This is a genomic window from Nostoc sp. ATCC 53789 (assembly GCF_009873495.1).
In the GTDB taxonomy this organism is placed as follows: domain Bacteria; phylum Cyanobacteriota; class Cyanobacteriia; order Cyanobacteriales; family Nostocaceae; genus Nostoc; species Nostoc muscorum_A.
Map to the genome: position 1 here is coordinate 6,243,591 of NZ_CP046703.1, position 15,493 is coordinate 6,259,083.

Sequence of the window (15,493 nt, forward strand, 5' to 3'; positions counted from 1 at the left end):
TATAAAAAGGCTACATTGCTGTGGAGAGTCTCGAATGTTAAATGTTTATCGGAGAAATAAGATCGTGACAATCGTAAATGTACTAAAAAAGTTATCAATAGCTTCTCCTTTCATCCTGACAACAGCTTTAGTTTCTGCACCATCTGTATACGCATCTGAAGCGATACAGAGTTTCGCTGGTGGATCTAACTTCCCAGCTTTTAATGGTACAAATCAAACAATTGGTTGGTCATTTACTGCTAATGACAACCTCTCGGTTACTGCATTAGGTTTTTACGATCAAACTCTTGCGAATCCTCTATCACAATCCCACTTAGTTGGTTTGTGGACATCGGACGGGAATTTACTAGCTTCTACAACTGTCCAAACCACCAGTCCACTAACTGGAAGCTTTCGTTACCAGGATATTACGTCAGTCAATCTTCTTGCTGGAATGTCATACGTTATTGGTGCTGCAATAACTAGTCCATTTAGTGATATTTATACTGTTCCCGGATTTGTAAATACGGCTCCAGAAATTACTCTCACCGGTAGCGCCAGAAATGGTTCATCCCAAGGCTTTAGTTTTCCTTCAACCCTGACAGCAGGTAATGGTAGGATTGGCCCCAATTTCAAATTTGATGTAGTTACCCAAGCTGTTCCCGAACCCGCCTCCATGATTGGTATCTTAGGCTTAGGTGCTTTCGGTATCACGTCTCTTCGTAAACGTAAGCAATTAGTTACAGAATAAACGAACGGACAGTAAATAGGACTTTATATGCTTCTTTGCCTCTCCCTTGCGCGTGCGCTGGGGGAGGCGCTTCGCACTCTTGGGTGTAAGTAGTTCGATGGAGTCGGGGCTTACTACCAAATTGAGACAATTTAGTTCAAAGAGTAAGGACATCAATACCAAAACGCTGACGCAGAAAAAGACGTAGAGTATGACTGGTGATTTTAGCGGCAACATGGACGCACAGAGCATCAACTTTCTTTCTCAGCAGACGTTCCAAATTACGTCCGGTATTTTGTACCTCGTTAAATACGCCTTCCAGAGGTTCTGGCAAGCTATTTAATAAACCAATCAATTGCTTTTGGCTGTTCTTGTAATTGGTTAGCTCGATAGGGGGTGAAAATCTGATTACTTGTAGTTTTGGAGATATCGCTCTGCCATTGACCACCAATGAATCCTTTGTCAGCCAAGATACGACAACCACGAACGCAGCCTAAAACTGATTCGGCGGCAAGACGTTCATCAGTACTGGCAGGCACTAAAGAGTAAACTAAGGGTATACCGTTGAGAGTACTGATGAGTACCAATTTGTAACCAAAGTAGTTCATTTTCCGACTGGCACACCACCCATAATCAGGACTGCCTGTAAAATCACTTCTGAGTTTATCTCGCTTGTAACCCACTACTGGTACTGGTTTTGTATCCAACAGTAGGGTACGCTCAAATATGGCTCCCAACTCCACGACCCAGAAACGTCTTAATTCTTCCAGCATTCCTTCCAAACGTCTGGCTCGTCGGTTGAACTGGCTTTGGTCTAACAGTTTTGGGAAGAGGCTCAAATAGTTGGCCCGTATAAACCCTAAAAACTGTTTATTCTGAAAATATCCTAGCTTCCCAACATCTGCAAGTTATGCAAAGTTGCATAAAGCCCTCCCTGTTCCAGTAGTTCATCGTGACTTCCCTGTTCGATTAATTCGCCACGCTTGAGAACAAAAATCCGGTCTACATTGCGAATCGTAGACAGGCGATGAGCGATAATAATGGCGGTACGTCTGAGCATTAGCTGGTTTAATGCCTCTTGCACTAAAGCTTCTGTGCCAACATCTAAACTAGCGGTAGCTTCATCTAACACCAAAATTTGTGGATCGCGAATAGCAGCCCGCGCAAAGGCTAAAAGTTGCTTTTGACCACTAGAAATATTTGTGCCTCGTTCTCGAAGTTGAGTATCATAACCCTGGGGTAGTTCTTCTATAAATTGGGCAATGTTGGTTTGCTCTGCTGCTTGTTGAATCTGTTCAATGGTATAGCCATCTCCTAAAGAAATGTTGCTTTTAACATCGCCAGCAAACAAAAAGCCTTCTTGTAAAATTACTGCCATGTAGCGCCGCAGTTCTGCCTGTGGGACTTCTCGAATATCTACGCCATCGATGAGAATGCGTCCTTTGGTGGGTTCATAGAGACGGCATAAAAGCCGGATGATCGAAGTTTTGCCCGCACCGGTGGGGCCAACTAATGCCACTTTTTCACCAGGACGAATGGTGAAATCTAAGTCTTTAATTACGTAATCATCATTTTTATAAGCAAACCAGACATGATCAAAGCAAATCTCTCCCAGTTCAGGCGGGGAAGTAATATCTGGGGATTCTAGATTTGCAACGATTTCATCTATGTAGCCGAATTTAGCATCAAATATTGAGAAGCGCACATTGGCGCGATCGCGGATTTCTATCGGTTCATCTAATATATCGCCTACGCGTTCAATGGCAGTAAAACCAGCTTGAATTACTGTAAATTTTTCGGCAAAATCTCTTAAAGGATCAAATAATCGCTGGGCATACAAGACAAATGCCGATAAAGTCCCAAAAGCTATACTTTTTCCTAACAGTAACCAACCACCCATACACAAAACAGCTGCGATCGCAATCAGCCCAATCCATTCTAAGGTTGCTGAAATAAATGAATCATAAAAAATGGTTTGATCCATTTGCTGAGTGTAGCGGCTGTTGGTGGCACGAAACAGTTCGGCATTAAATTTTTCCCTGCGGAATAATTGCACTACGTTAATGCCAAGGACATTTTCTTGTAGCTGTGAGTTTAATATAGAAAGTTCTTCCCGCCCTTTGTAATTGGCTTTGCGGTACTGTTGCTGAATGTAAACAATTAACCAGGTAACTGGTAATAGCATTAATAGCAGCAAACAAGTCAGTTGCCATTCGATGGAAAACATTAAACCCAAAATCACCAGCATGGAAAACAAATTGGACACGATGCCAATTGCCCCAGTAGAAAAGACATCGCCTAAGACTTCCACATCGCTGGTGATTCTGGTGATTAATTTACCTACGGGTGTGCGGTCAAAGAAGCGTACTGCTAGGGATGTTACGTGTTGAAATAAGTCTTGGCGAATTGCGGCGGTGATTTGTTGCCCTAGCTTCTGTACTAAATAACCCTGGTACCCTGTAAAAATCAATCGGATTGCGATCGCCACAAACAACAATCCCTCCAGGATATTTAACCCTTCGGACAAGGGGCGATTCCTGAGAAATTCGTAAGCGCTTGGTTCATTGCGAATTAGGGAGATAACTTGGCCAATCAACAGAGGTTGGACGGCATTAGCTAGGGCGATGGGTATGAGTAGACACATCGACAGCGCCAATAGTTGTCCGTTACGACGGGCATAAGGCACTAGACGCAAAAACAATCGCCAGTCATTTTCACGCCGACGGGGTTGCGTATAAGATTTTTTGAGAGATTGATAGATGCTCATAGTAAGAGCATTATATTAATGTTTCTAAAAAAATACGCATATTTAAAGTAGCTTTTGTCCTACGACTCTAATACCATGCCTGAGATAGAAACCGCAAGATTCCTACTCAGACATAGATGTAGCGTATTATGCTCTAGCTTGTTCAAAATGGCAGCTAGATGATTCTCTTGACCATTTGTATTACTATTTTTTGCCGCTCAACGACCGGTCATTTGCTCCAGCTTTTCGGGATACCGAGCGCCTTGCACCGTGATCTTGGAGGCGGCATCATCGATGTCACGCAGATCGTCGGGCGTGAGTTCAACTGAGACTGCGCCAATGTTTTCGTCCAAGCGATGCAGCTTTGTGGTGCCTGGGATCGGAACAATCCACGGCTTCTGCGCCAGCAGCCAGGCGATCGCAATTTGAGCAGGTGTCGCCTGTTTCTGTTCTGCAATGCTGCCAAGAAGATTAATCAAGGCTTGATTCGCCTTGAGCGCTTCCGGGGTGAAGCGAGGCAGGGTGCTGCGGAAGTCGGAACTGTCGAAGGTGGCGTTTTCGTCGATCTTGCCCGTGAGAAAGCCCTTGCCCAGTGGACTGTACGGGACAAAGCCAATTCCGAGTTCCTCAAGGGTCGGTATCACTTCCTTTTCAGGAGTCCTCGTCCACAGCGAGTATTCGCTCTGTAGAGCAGTGATCGGCTGAACTGCGTGCGCGCGACGAATCGTTTGCACTCCTGCTTCAGAAAGTCCAAAGTGCTTCACTTTACCCTCCTGAATCAGTTCCTTCACTGCCCCTGCCACATCTTCGATCGGCACGTTCGGGTCAACTCGGTGCTGATAGAGCAAGTCGATTGTCTCGACCTTGAGTCGCTTGAGCGAACCCTCCACGGCTTCCTTAATATGCTCCGGTCGGCTATTCAATCCGGGTGAACCCTTCATCCCGCGAGGATCAGAATTCGGACTGATGTCGAACCCGAATTTGGTGGCGATGATCACTTGCCCCCGGAAGGGAGCGAGGGCTTCGCCCACAAGCTCTTCGTTTGTGAACGGGCCGTAGACTTCGGCGGTGTCAAAGAATGTTATTCCGCGATCAATAGCGACCCGAAGAAGAGCGGTCATTTCCTGCGTATCTTTGGGCGGGCCATAGGAAAAGCTCATTCCCATACAGCCCAGCCCGATAGCCGAGACTTCCAGATTACTGTTTCCCAGTTTTCGTTTTTGCATTGTTTGAATTCCTGTTTTTGCGTTAAAGGTTGTAGTCCCACCGGACAGCAATCGCACTCAGTCTTAACCGCCAGCACTATCCTTACCAAGGCTGCGTGGTTGGGCCAATCGTAAATTCGTTCACGTTTGTGTCTTCTGGTTGGTCAATCGCAAACGCCACAACATTGGCTACTCGATCAGGTGAGATGCCATATCGTTCATACAACTTTGTCATTGCTTCAGCCGCATCTGGGTCAGTAATCTGACTTAACAACTCCGTGTTAATTGCAGCAGGATAAATGGTTGCAGTCCGAATGTTAGTCCCTTCTTGAGCAGATTCTATGCGTAGAACTTCCATGAAATTGCGTACAAACCATTTCGTCCCACCATACACCGCACCACCTGGATAAGCTTTTAATCCAGCCACCGATGAAGTTGCGATAATATGCCCAGATTTTTGGCTAATAAACGTTGGCAACACAGCAGCGATACCATTTAGCACACCCTTAATATTGATATCAACCGTTTGATGCCATTCATCAGTTTTCAATGCAGAAAGTGGGGAAGTTGGCATTATGCCAGCGTTCAAGAAAATAACATCTACGTTTCCAAATGTTTCCTTGGCAAGTTTGACTATCTGGGCGTTATCAGATGGGTTAACCACATCCATCACTTGATAGACTGCTTGTCCGCCAGCTTTTTGAATTTCATCAACCAGTTGTCTCAATTGCTGCTCGCGTCGCGCACCCAATACGACCTTAGCTCCTTTGTTGGCAAGCAATTTCGCACTTGCTTCACCAATCCCTGATGATGCGCCGGTAATAATTACAACTTTGTCTTGAATCATCTTCTTCCTCTTTTTATTGGTTTTTTAAACGGGGGAGTGCATCAACGAGTGAGATGCTGATTGAAAAAGGATGTAAGTTTTTCCCAGGGAATCAGGTTCACTCGGTCATACAAATCGACGTGTCCCGCATTGGGAACGATGTAGAGATCCTTTGGCTCGGCGGCGCGTTTGTAGGCATCTTCGCTGAACTCCCTCGAATGTGCATTGTCACCCGTGATGAACAGCATAGGACGAGGCGAAATCGTCTCAATGTCGTTGAACGGGTAGAAGTTCATGAATTTGATGTTGCTGGTAAGTGTCGGGTGCGTTGTCTGTTTCGGCGATGAACCTTGGGGTGTGTATTCGCCCCTGGGAGTGCGGTAGAAGTCATAAAACTCACGCTCAATAGCGGTGGAGTTCTCATTCAGTTCATGCACAGTTCCGCTTGTGTATTTGGTCTCGCCGCCCGTGAACTCCACATAGCGTTGTTCAGCCGCCTCTGCGATCGCTTTCTTTCTCTGTTCAAGGGTCGTAGAACGCCTCAACCCGTTACGGTTGGCTGCACCCATGTCGTACATACTGACCGTCGCAATGGCCTTCAAGCGCGGGTCGATCTTGGCGGCGCTGATGGCAAAGCTCCCGCTACCGCAAATCCCCAGAATGCCAATCCGGTTCCTGTCAACGATTTTCTGGGTACCCAAAAAATCTACCGCAGCACTGAAATCCTCGGCATAAATATCCGGCGAAACAACGTTGCGGGGCTGCCCCTCACTCTCGCCCCAGAAGGACAAATCGAGGGACAAGGTGACGAATCCCTGGTCAGCCAGCTTTTGGGCATACAGATTTGCGCTCTGTTCTTTGACTGCGCCCATTGGGTGTCCAACAATGATTGCCGGATTCTTAGCGTTGGGATTCAAGGTTTTGGGAATGAAGAGATTTCCAGCAACCTGCATGTTGTATTGGTTTTTGAACGTAATCTTTTGCATAGTTACCTTGTCGCTCTTATAGAAGTTGTCCGCCCCATTGACCACAGCAGACTGCTGTACGGGTGCCTGGGATATCTGACGCGAGACCTGTGTTTTGTCAAGCGCAACTGCCGCCGTCGTCGTGCCGATTGCACTTATCAAGAGGGGTAGTATAACGAGGTGTTTCATTGAGTTCTCCAAATGTGGGGATTGGTTCGCTACGGTTCGACGCGTCTGCTTGGCGGGATCTCCACTCGCTGCAACGGTGTCACGGTTGGCGACGAACAATCACTGCACCGTTTGACCGCCATCGACGACCAAGGCGTGTCCGACGACGAAGGCAGCCGCGTCTGAACACAGCCAGACAACGGCATTGGCAATCTCTTCGGGCTGACCCATCCGTCCGACCGGCTCCTCCGAAATTACCTGCTTGCGTCCTTCAGCAGTGCCGCCAGTGAAGCGATCCATCATCGGTGTGTCAATGTAACCGGGGGCAACGGCGTTGACACGGATGTTCTGCGAGGCATAGTCAAGAGCCGCCGACTTGGTGAGTCCGATCACGCCGTGTTTTGCGGCGGTGTATGCAGCTCCGCCCTTGATGCCTATGACCCCGGCACCCGATGATGTATTCACGATCGCGCCGCCCCCTTGCTTGAGTAACAGCGGAATTTCATACTTCATGCACAGAAAAACGCCACGCAGGTCGATGTCTACGATCCGATCCCACTCTTCCTCTTCGATTTCCGCTGTTGCTGTATTTTTCTGCTCCACACCGGCGTTGTTGAAGGCAAAGTCCAGCCGCCCAAAGGTCTCGATGGTCTTGGAAAGAGCCGCCTTCACGTCCTCGCTTCGTGTCACATTGCACTTGACGGCGATCGCTCGTCCGCCGAGTTCTTCGATCATGTGTACCGTTTCTTGATTGCCCTGTTCTGACACGTCGGCGACCACTACATTAGCGCCTTCACGAGCAAATGCCAGCGCCGTAGCTCGACCGATGCCGTTTGCTGCTCCGGTTACAAACGCAACTTTTCCTGTGTACTTTCGATTCTCGTTCGTTGTCATGATTTTTTCCTTTAATTTTTTACCTAACAAGGTCTTAAAACCACCAGATGCAAAGATCAGTTGGGATACTGCTCGTCGCTGACATGCTCCAGCCAGTCCACAGGCTTACCATCGAGCCATTCCTGAATGGCGATGTGCGTCATGGCTGTGGTGGCTGTAGCTCCATGCCAATGCTTCAGTCCGGGCGCAATTCGGACGACATCACCCGGTCTGATTTCCTGAATTTGTCCACCCCATTGCTGAACATAACCAGACCCAGCAGTCACAATCAGGGTCTGTCCTAATGGATGGGTGTGCCATGCTGTCCTAGCACCAGGCTCGAAGGTTACACTAGCGCCAGCCGTGCGTCATCGCTGTGGTTGCTGTAGCACCGTGCCAATGCTTCTCACCCGGCGAGATCCAGATCGCGTCCCCCGGTCGAATTTCCTCGATCGCACCGCCCCATCGCTGTATAAGTCCACAGCCAGCCGTCACGATTAGGGTTTGTCCCAATGGGTGGGTATGCCATGCTGTCCTAGCACCAGGCTCAAATGTGACACTGGCTCCAGACGTGCGCGCTGGATTGTGTGCCTCAAACAGGGGGTCAACGCGGACAGTGCCGGTAAAATACTCAGCCGGCCCTTTGGCGGAAGGCTGTGAGCCACTTCTTTTGATGTCCATTTTCTTAATTCCTTCACTTGATACAATTTCGGTGGCTAGGAGGCAAGTCTCTTGCCCGATCAAAACTGAGTTTTCTATTAAATAAAAATCCAGAATGCTTATAAGAAACGGAAATAATTTTCCATTGCTTTAGCTTCATTCTAAGAATCCTGAAGAATAAGCAATAGAACGATCGTCTAAGATCGTTGTACAATTCTGCAAACTTAGAAATGAACGCTGCCAAAACGAGTGAAAAGCCCGATCGCGATTTAATGAACGATCCGCAGGCAAAGCGCGAGGCAGACAGAGCGCAAGCCAACAGAGACGAACTAAAAGAGCGCATTGCACACGCGATTCCTCATGATGGGACGATTGAGCCTCTGAAAGGATTGCATTTCAATCGCTCCTCCTCGCCTTCGGAATGCGTTCATAGTGTCTCTATCCCTGCGTTTTGTGCGATCGCTCAGGGCAGCAAAGAAGTTCTTTTGGGTAGCGATCGCTATCTGTACGATCCGATGCATTATCTGCTTGCTACGGTTGAACTGCCAATTATCAGCCAAATTCTGGAAGCGTCAAAGGCGCAACCGTACCTGAGTCTTCGCCTCGATCTTGACCCTACCCTTGTTGGCTCAGTGATGGTCGAGGCAGGGTATCCCTCATCGCGCAACCATGCTGATGTGAAAGCTATTGATGTAAGTCCATTAAATGCAAATCTGTTGGACGCTGTGGTGCGACTCGTCAGGCTTCTAGATTCCCCTGCTGAAGCTCATGTTCTCGCACCACTGATTAAGCGGGAAATCATTTATCGACTCCTGATGGGAGAGCAAGGTAATCGGCTCCGTCATATTGCAGTTCTGGGTGGCTACACCTACCACATCGCCAGAGCCGTCGAGCGACTTCGTAAAGACTTTAACGAGCCGATCAAGATTGAAAGCATCGCACGAGAGCTGGGAATGAGTGTATCGGGCTTCCACCATCACTTCAAGTCTGTCACTGCCATGAGTCCCTTGCAGTACCAAAAGCAACTGCGGCTCCAGGAGGCTCGCCGTCTGATGCTGGGGGAAAAGCTTGATGCTACCAGTGCTGCCTACCGCGTGGGTTATGACGATGCCTCGCACTTCAACCGGGAGTACAAGCGGCTTTTTGGTGCGCCACCGATGCGCGATGTGGAGCGGCTGCGAGAAGCTGCTAGGGAGACTGCTAGTTCAATCTGATCTCCTGTTCTGGTCGCGGCATCTTGGTAAGACTGCCTGTACTCTAGAATTGCCTGCTAATAAGCTGTTACGCAAATAAGATTGCACATCAACTGGTGAGGTTGTCCTTTGTCAATTGTCCTTTGTCCTTGGTAAACACAAATGACAATTGACATACTCCCGGGCGTGTTCGCCCTTGGCGTTCCCGTTCGCGCAGCGTCTCCGTCAGGAGAAGGGTACGCACGGTGATTCTGGAGTAATAAGTAATAAGTAATGAGTAAATACCCATTTTTCATCCACTCATTACTCATTACTCCTTACTCATTACTTTAAAGCATTGCGTGAAGCACGGGGTTTCAGACCCATATTTTTGATGACTAATGACGGTCTACACGGAAAATATTGCAATATGTAGGCGCGTTAGCTTATCTGACAACAAAATTGCTGAATTCTCTCAAAATTCGGCAATATTAGCCTTCTAATTACTTGGAATATAGGTTTTTGCTAGGGATGCACAGATTTACGCTTTTATTGGAGTATTTGTATTAATTGCTTCATAAATCTTCCTATAGATATGGAACAATATCATACTTCTCTATTTACGTCTTATATCTAAAGATAGAAGATTAAGGTTAAAATTTGGGAAACCTAAGAGGGATTACTCCCAAGAGATTTCCTGCCTACTTATCGCAGAAAGCAACTGAGGTCAGATGAAGCAACCTTTAAATCAAGTCAAAGAGTGGGAACAACGTCGTGATGAAGCAAACCGCTACTACCAGCGCGGTAAATTTCAAGAATCTCTCGATCTTGCAACCAAAAATTTACATTTGGCTAGAGCAATTCGAGATCGAGCCAGAGAAGGCCATACATTAAACGATCTCGGTTTAGCTCACCTCAGTTGCTGGCAACCTCAAAGAGCATTAGAGCGCTTTCATCAGGCGCTTTCGGTTGCTATTGAAATTGGCAACCCGCCAGCAGAAGCAACTGCACTTAGCAATCTGGGTTCTACCTACAGCCGTCTTGGACGCTTTTCGCAAGCTTTAGAATATTTTGACAAAGCACTGCCAATCTTTAGGCGATCGCAAGATATTCAAAGTGAAGTTTCTACTCTTAATGATGTAGCGCTAATTTATACCCGCTTAGGAGAACCGAAACGGGCACTGTTGCTACAACACCAAATTTTGAGGATGCGGCGATTGTTGGGTGACTTTTCTGGTGAAGCAACAACGCTTAATGGCATTGGGTTTGCTTACAATGTCTTAGGCAAGTTTGAGCAAGCGCTAGAATTTTTTGAAGCGGCACTTCCAATTCAACGAGCCGTCAAGAATGTGCTTGGTGAAGCAACCACTTTAAATAATATTGCCTCAATCTATAGTGATTTAGGAAAACCGAAACAAGCGCTATTACTATACTATCAAGTTCTTTTGACACGTCGGGCAATCAGCGATCGCGCAGGCGAAGCAACAACCCTTCACAACATTGGTTTTACCTACAGCACCCTGGCACAGCATCGCCAAGCAATGAAGTTCTACAAGCAAGCCATTGTGATTTATCAACAACTGGGCGATAATCTCGGAGAAATTTCAACTTTGCTGAATATGGGAACCCTTTACGCCACAACGAAACGTAAAAAAATGGCGCGATCGTGCTACCAAAACGCTCAAGATTTAGCAGAGCAAATCGAACACCAGCCACTCTTGGAAAAAGTACAGCAGTTTATAGATTCTCTGTAGCTTGATAGTCAGGGGGAAGGGGCAGGCAGGGAGCAGGGGGACAGGGGGACAAGGGGACAAGGGGGAATTATTAAACAAGTCTCTCCGTCTCCCACCTCTTCCTTGTCTCTTCTTCATGCCCCTTCCCCTCTGCCCCCTGCCCCTGCTCCCTGCCTAATGCCGCAAGCTCAAATTCCCGGCTTCTTTAAAGAAGTCGGGAATTTTTTGTTCGAATTGAAGCTCAAAAAGTTCGTAACTTCGTTACCGCCGACCATATACTAATCAACAGGTTACGATCAATTAAGAAGTAATAATTTTTGATGGCACCGCCAGGAGTCTTTTTATGTTCATTAGTGAATTGTCACCTATATTCAGAGAATTTATCCAGCATCCAGCCTCATTTGTAGGTGGGTTATTCTCTGGTGTGCTTCGGCTCAATCTAGCAGATGATCCTGTTAAAAGCTGGCTGGCTCAACAGGGCGGCTCAAATAGTTATACTAGCAGCACAACAGAAGCACATAATGGCAAAGCAAGTGGGCCTCAACAGATTTCGATTGACTAAATTTTTGAGTAATCGCAAATCCAGTTAATTATTATTGGCAATAGGGAATTGGGAACAGGGAATAGTGATAGAAACTTTAGTTATGGGTCAAAATCCCATTTGAAAAAAGATGTTTTTCGAGACGTGCAGCGCTCTTAAATCGGTATCCTTGTTACAATCCCACGCTTGAAACCCGTGGGTTTCCCAATTCCCAATACTTCTCTTACGAGAGGCTGCGCCAACGACTACGCTCAGTACAAGTTCCCAATTCCCAATTCCCAGTAAATATGGAATCCCTAACCTCTCGTATGCAGGGTGTACAGTCGCCGATTATTCCTGTGGTTGGGGAACTGATTAAAAACTCTCCAGGAACAATCTCTCTAGGACAGGGTGTTGTTCATTACAACCCCCCGCCGGAAACTATCGAATTTTTACCCAAATTTTTTGCCGATTCTGCTAACAATTTATACAAATCAGTTGAGGGAATTCCCCCATTGCTGACAGCACTTGCTGGAAAATTGCAAGCCTTCAATGGTATTGAAATCAATGGGGAAAAATGCATCGTCGTGACAGCAGGGAGCAATATGGGATTCATGAATGCCATTCTTGCTATTACTAACCCAGGCGATGAAATTATTTTGAATACGCCTTACTATTTCAACCATGAAATGGCGATCGCAATTGCTGGTTGTCGTGCGGTGTTAGTGGCGACAGATGAAAATTACCAACTACGCCCAGAAGCGATCACTCAAGCAATTACTCCCAAAACACGGGCTATAGTCACAATTTCGCCCAATAATCCCACTGGAGTCGTCTATTCAGAAGCAGCATTGCGCCAAGTAAATCAAATTTGTGACACTAATGGCATTTACCACATCAGCGATGAAGCTTATGAATACTTTACCTATAACGGCGTAAAACACGTTTCTCCTGGTGCATTTGGGAGTAGCAAGTACACTATTTCTCTATTTAGCCTTTCCAAAGCATACGGTTTTGCTAGTTGGCGCATTGGCTATATGGTGATTCCTAAACACTTATTTGTCGCTATCAAAAAAGTCCAAGATACAATTTTGATTTGTCCACCAGTGATTTCTCAATATGCAGCTTTAGGGGCATTGCAAGCCAAAGAGGAGTATTTGCAGAATAATATAGGTGCAATTTCTCAAGTGCGGCAATTAGTACTCGACTCTCTTAACCGCCTAGAAGGTTTATGTAGCATCACACCAGCTAATGGCGCTTTCTATTTTTTCCTCAAAGTTAATACTCAGATGGATGCTTTTGAGTTAGTTAAAAGATTAATCCAGGAATATAAAATAGCAGTCATTCCAGGTACAACTTTTGGTATGGATGACGGATGCTACCTGCGCGTTGCTTACGGTGCGCTGCAAAAAGAGACAGCCAAAGAAGGTATAGAAAGATTAGTACAAGGTTTGGAAACTATAATTAGGAGTTAAAAGTCATTCAATTTTGGATTTAAGATTTTCCTGCAATCGCAAATCAAAAATCTTAAATTGTCACTCCTATACAATCCTAAATATAAAATTGAACAGATGCCGATTATTAATAAGCTAATTGAAATTGAAACTGAACCAAAAATTAATATTCATAATATAACGCCACAAATTCAAGAGTTTCTTACTTCAACATCAATTAAAAATGGACAACTTTTAGTATTTTCTCGTCATACAACGACAGCTTTAGCTATCAACGAGAATGAAGTCAGATTGTTAGAAGATATAAAAGTATTCTTAAAAAAACTAGCACCAGAGTCGGACAGTTACTTGCATAATGACTTGCATTTAAGAGATGTCCCGGAAGATGAGCCAATTAATGCTCACTCTCACTTAATGGCAATGATGCTGACCACTAGTGAGATAATTCCCATTGTGGATGGTAAATTAGCTTTGGGAACCTGGCAATCTGTATTGTTTTTTGAGTTGGATGGGCCGCGCAAAAGAACGGTATTTGTCCAAATTTCTGGCGAATAATGCAACTTCACATCTACAATCCTCTCAGAACAACCCAAATCTGAGAGAATTACGAAAATGAGGCTCAACAAGTGCATCAGTTGAATTTACTTACAGCAATTAAAAATCTGAAAGAATGTTTCTAAGCATAACCTTCCTTTCCACAAACCAGAACTTTCGTTGTGTTAAAGGCAGAGGCAATTAGTGATGAAAAATAACGATAACTTTGTATTACGCAATACTTGGTACTATGCTCTGCCTAGTAATCATATCAAGCCAGGTATGATGATCAGCCGCATTTTCTTGGGTGAACCTGTGCTTCTAGTCCGAGATCAAAATGGTAAAGTCTCGGCTATGAGAGATATTTGTCCTCATCGTGCCGTGCCTTTGAGTTGTGGTAGATTCGATGGGCAGGAAGTGGAATGCTGCTATCACGGTTGGCGCTTTAACTCAGGTGGACGCTGCACTGCAATTCCATCTCTTGTTGAGGAGCAGCAGATGGATTTAAGCCGCTTTGACGTACAATCCTACGAAGTTCGGGAAGCCCAAGGGAATATTTGGATATATATGGCTGATCCCGATAAATCTCAGCCTGCTGCTTCTGAGATGGAAATTCCGGTGATTCCAGGGTTTGAGGAGCAATCGCCCCAATTTGTAGAGGTGATGAGATTTCCCTGTTTTGTGGATCATGCAGTAGTAGGTCTGATGGACCCTGCTCATTCCCCCTATGTTCATCGTGCTTGGTGGTGGCGAAGTGGGCAACTGCATGAGGAAGTCAAGCAATTTGATGCTTCACCCTACGGCTTTACTATGCGACGACACCGATTACCAGCGAATGGAGGTCGATTATACTTGCTTATTGGTGGTGGTGTGCCGGAAACAGAGATTTCTTTTCGTTTACCTAGCGTCAGAATAGAAGAAACCACAATTGGTAAGCATAGAGTTGTTAATTTAACGGCAGTTACCCCCATTTCAGACACAGAAACTGAGGTAAATTTTGTTCTTTACTCGACACTTCCCTGGGTGGGATTTTTCAAGCCACTGCTGCATGTATTGGCACAAACCTTCTTAGGTCAAGACAGAACCGTTGTGGAAAAGCAACAGATTGGGCTTAAATATAATCCTGTACTGCGACTGATTAAGGATTCAGATATGCAGGCGCAGTGGTATTACCAGTTAAAGCGGGAGTATGCTCGGTCTGTCGCTGAAGGACGAGAATTTGTGAACCCTGTTAAGGATCAAGTACTTCGCTGGCGTGCTTAAATTACTTCAAAGTAAATTCTGCAAATTTTGGGCACTTTAGCTGATGATACCCTGACACCATTAATAGAACAATTCCAGTAATCAATAAAAGAGCCGCCAGAATAAATGATTCATTGATTTGACCTTGGTTTAATTCAAAATACAAAATTCTGTTAGGAAGAATAAAGAAAATTTTGAATTAATTAATTTCGAGTTACAGGCTCCCCTGACTTTTCACGTTGTGTGCAAAAGTCCACCAAAGACCTAACCTCCTAACCCCCTTCCCGACGCAGGAAGGGCAGGGTGGTTTTCTTCGAGTGGTCGGTAGCCCCAATATCCTGTCATTGCTCCCAGCAATATTAGTAACAATACTAACCATAATTCATGTCTTCGTCCTCGGATGTGCCTATAGTCTGGGACTTGCTGCAATTGTTCGACGAGATTCATACTTGTTAGTTATCCATTTTTCTTTACCCTCTACAAACCATTATTATTGTTCTCTCGTTGTATGAAACCACCCTGCTTGTGGATATGGCATAAGGGAGTTAATAGTGAGGAGTTACAAATAAATTAAAAGTAGCAATATTATTTATTTTTACTCATAACTTCTAAAAAAATTCCCACCCAGGTTAATACCTGGGTGGGTAATATGAGGCGGGACAAAATAATTATCCCGAAAGAAGTAG

16 protein-coding genes and 1 pseudogene are annotated in these 15,493 nt (G+C 45.5%); 7 read left to right on the plus strand and 10 right to left on the minus strand.

Annotation, left to right across the window (positions count from 1 at the left end):
- Nucleotides 1-64 precede the first annotated feature (64 nt).
- Nucleotides 65-730 carry a DUF4082 domain-containing protein gene (locus GJB62_RS25815; protein ID WP_159402580.1) on the plus strand — a complete coding sequence of 222 codons (666 nt, stop codon included), beginning with the start codon at nt 65-67 and terminating at the stop codon, nt 728-730.
- Nucleotides 731-866: 136 nt separating this feature from the next.
- On the opposite strand, the gene GJB62_RS37635 is transcribed toward GJB62_RS25815, so the two are convergent.
- From GJB62_RS37635 to GJB62_RS25855, 9 genes and pseudogenes are all read right to left on the minus strand, one after another.
- Nucleotides 867-1,043 (minus strand): hypothetical protein, encoded by a 177-nt coding sequence (locus tag GJB62_RS37635; protein ID WP_242060640.1) that lies wholly within the window; start codon nt 1,041-1,043, stop codon nt 867-869.
- Nucleotide 1,044: 1 nt separating this feature from the next.
- On the minus strand, nt 1,045-1,548 hold the full coding sequence (locus GJB62_RS25820; protein WP_245246011.1) for a transposase: 504 nt from the start codon (nt 1,546-1,548) through the stop codon (nt 1,045-1,047).
- 47 nt (nt 1,549-1,595) lie between these two features.
- Nucleotides 1,596-3,476 carry an ABC transporter ATP-binding protein gene (locus tag GJB62_RS25825; RefSeq protein WP_114084893.1) on the minus strand — a complete coding sequence of 627 codons (1,881 nt, stop codon included), beginning with the start codon at nt 3,474-3,476 and terminating at the stop codon, nt 1,596-1,598.
- Nucleotides 3,477-3,673: 197 nt separating this feature from the next.
- On the minus strand, nt 3,674-4,681 hold the full coding sequence (locus tag GJB62_RS25830) for an aldo/keto reductase (RefSeq protein ID WP_114084892.1): 1,008 nt from the start codon (nt 4,679-4,681) through the stop codon (nt 3,674-3,676).
- A gap of 82 nt (nt 4,682-4,763) precedes the next feature.
- Nucleotides 4,764-5,507, minus strand: a complete 744-nt coding sequence (locus tag GJB62_RS25835; RefSeq protein WP_114084891.1) for an SDR family oxidoreductase — start codon at nt 5,505-5,507, stop codon at nt 4,764-4,766.
- Nucleotides 5,508-5,548: 41 nt separating this feature from the next.
- Nucleotides 5,549-6,640, minus strand: coding sequence for an alpha/beta hydrolase (locus GJB62_RS25840; RefSeq protein ID WP_114084890.1), 1,092 nt, complete (start codon nt 6,638-6,640; stop codon nt 5,549-5,551).
- A 99-nt stretch (nt 6,641-6,739) separates the two neighbouring features.
- The gene (locus GJB62_RS25845; RefSeq protein ID WP_114084889.1) at nt 6,740-7,513 is read right to left on the minus strand and encodes an SDR family oxidoreductase; all 774 of its coding nucleotides are present in this window, start codon (nt 7,511-7,513) and stop codon (nt 6,740-6,742) included.
- Nucleotides 7,514-7,569: 56 nt separating this feature from the next.
- Nucleotides 7,570-7,788, minus strand: a pseudogene (locus tag GJB62_RS25850) (cupin domain-containing protein); the annotation flags it as partial.
- A gap of 55 nt (nt 7,789-7,843) precedes the next feature.
- Complete coding sequence (locus GJB62_RS25855) at nt 7,844-8,173, minus strand: cupin domain-containing protein (protein ID WP_245246012.1); 330 nt, start codon at nt 8,171-8,173, stop codon at nt 7,844-7,846.
- 209 nt (nt 8,174-8,382) lie between these two features.
- Here GJB62_RS25855 and GJB62_RS25860 point away from each other — a divergent pair, with 209 nt between their 5' ends.
- From GJB62_RS25860 to GJB62_RS25885, 6 genes are all read left to right on the plus strand, one after another.
- Nucleotides 8,383-9,366: an AraC family transcriptional regulator gene (locus tag GJB62_RS25860; RefSeq protein ID WP_114084888.1), complete on the plus strand. Its 984-nt coding sequence runs from the start codon at nt 8,383-8,385 to the stop codon at nt 9,364-9,366.
- Nucleotides 9,367-10,055: 689 nt separating this feature from the next.
- Nucleotides 10,056-11,078 carry a tetratricopeptide repeat protein gene (locus GJB62_RS25865; RefSeq protein WP_114084887.1) on the plus strand — a complete coding sequence of 341 codons (1,023 nt, stop codon included), beginning with the start codon at nt 10,056-10,058 and terminating at the stop codon, nt 11,076-11,078.
- Between the two features lie 322 nt (nt 11,079-11,400).
- Nucleotides 11,401-11,619, plus strand: a complete 219-nt coding sequence (locus GJB62_RS25870) for a hypothetical protein (RefSeq protein ID WP_114084886.1) — start codon at nt 11,401-11,403, stop codon at nt 11,617-11,619.
- Nucleotides 11,620-11,885: 266 nt separating this feature from the next.
- A complete protein-coding gene (locus GJB62_RS25875; RefSeq protein WP_114084885.1) occupies nt 11,886-13,052 on the plus strand; it encodes a pyridoxal phosphate-dependent aminotransferase in 1,167 nt (388 codons plus the stop codon).
- A gap of 96 nt (nt 13,053-13,148) precedes the next feature.
- Entirely contained in the window at nt 13,149-13,586 is a 438-nt protein-coding gene (locus GJB62_RS25880; protein ID WP_114084884.1) for a secondary thiamine-phosphate synthase enzyme YjbQ, read from the plus strand.
- A 186-nt stretch (nt 13,587-13,772) separates the two neighbouring features.
- Complete coding sequence (locus GJB62_RS25885) at nt 13,773-14,828, plus strand: aromatic ring-hydroxylating dioxygenase subunit alpha (RefSeq protein ID WP_114084883.1); 1,056 nt, start codon at nt 13,773-13,775, stop codon at nt 14,826-14,828.
- A gap of 243 nt (nt 14,829-15,071) precedes the next feature.
- Here the strand turns inward: GJB62_RS25885 and GJB62_RS25890 are convergent, their stop codons facing one another.
- On the minus strand, nt 15,072-15,254 hold the full coding sequence (locus tag GJB62_RS25890) for a transposase family protein (protein ID WP_114084882.1): 183 nt from the start codon (nt 15,252-15,254) through the stop codon (nt 15,072-15,074).
- Between the last annotated feature and the right edge of the window lie 239 nt (nt 15,255-15,493).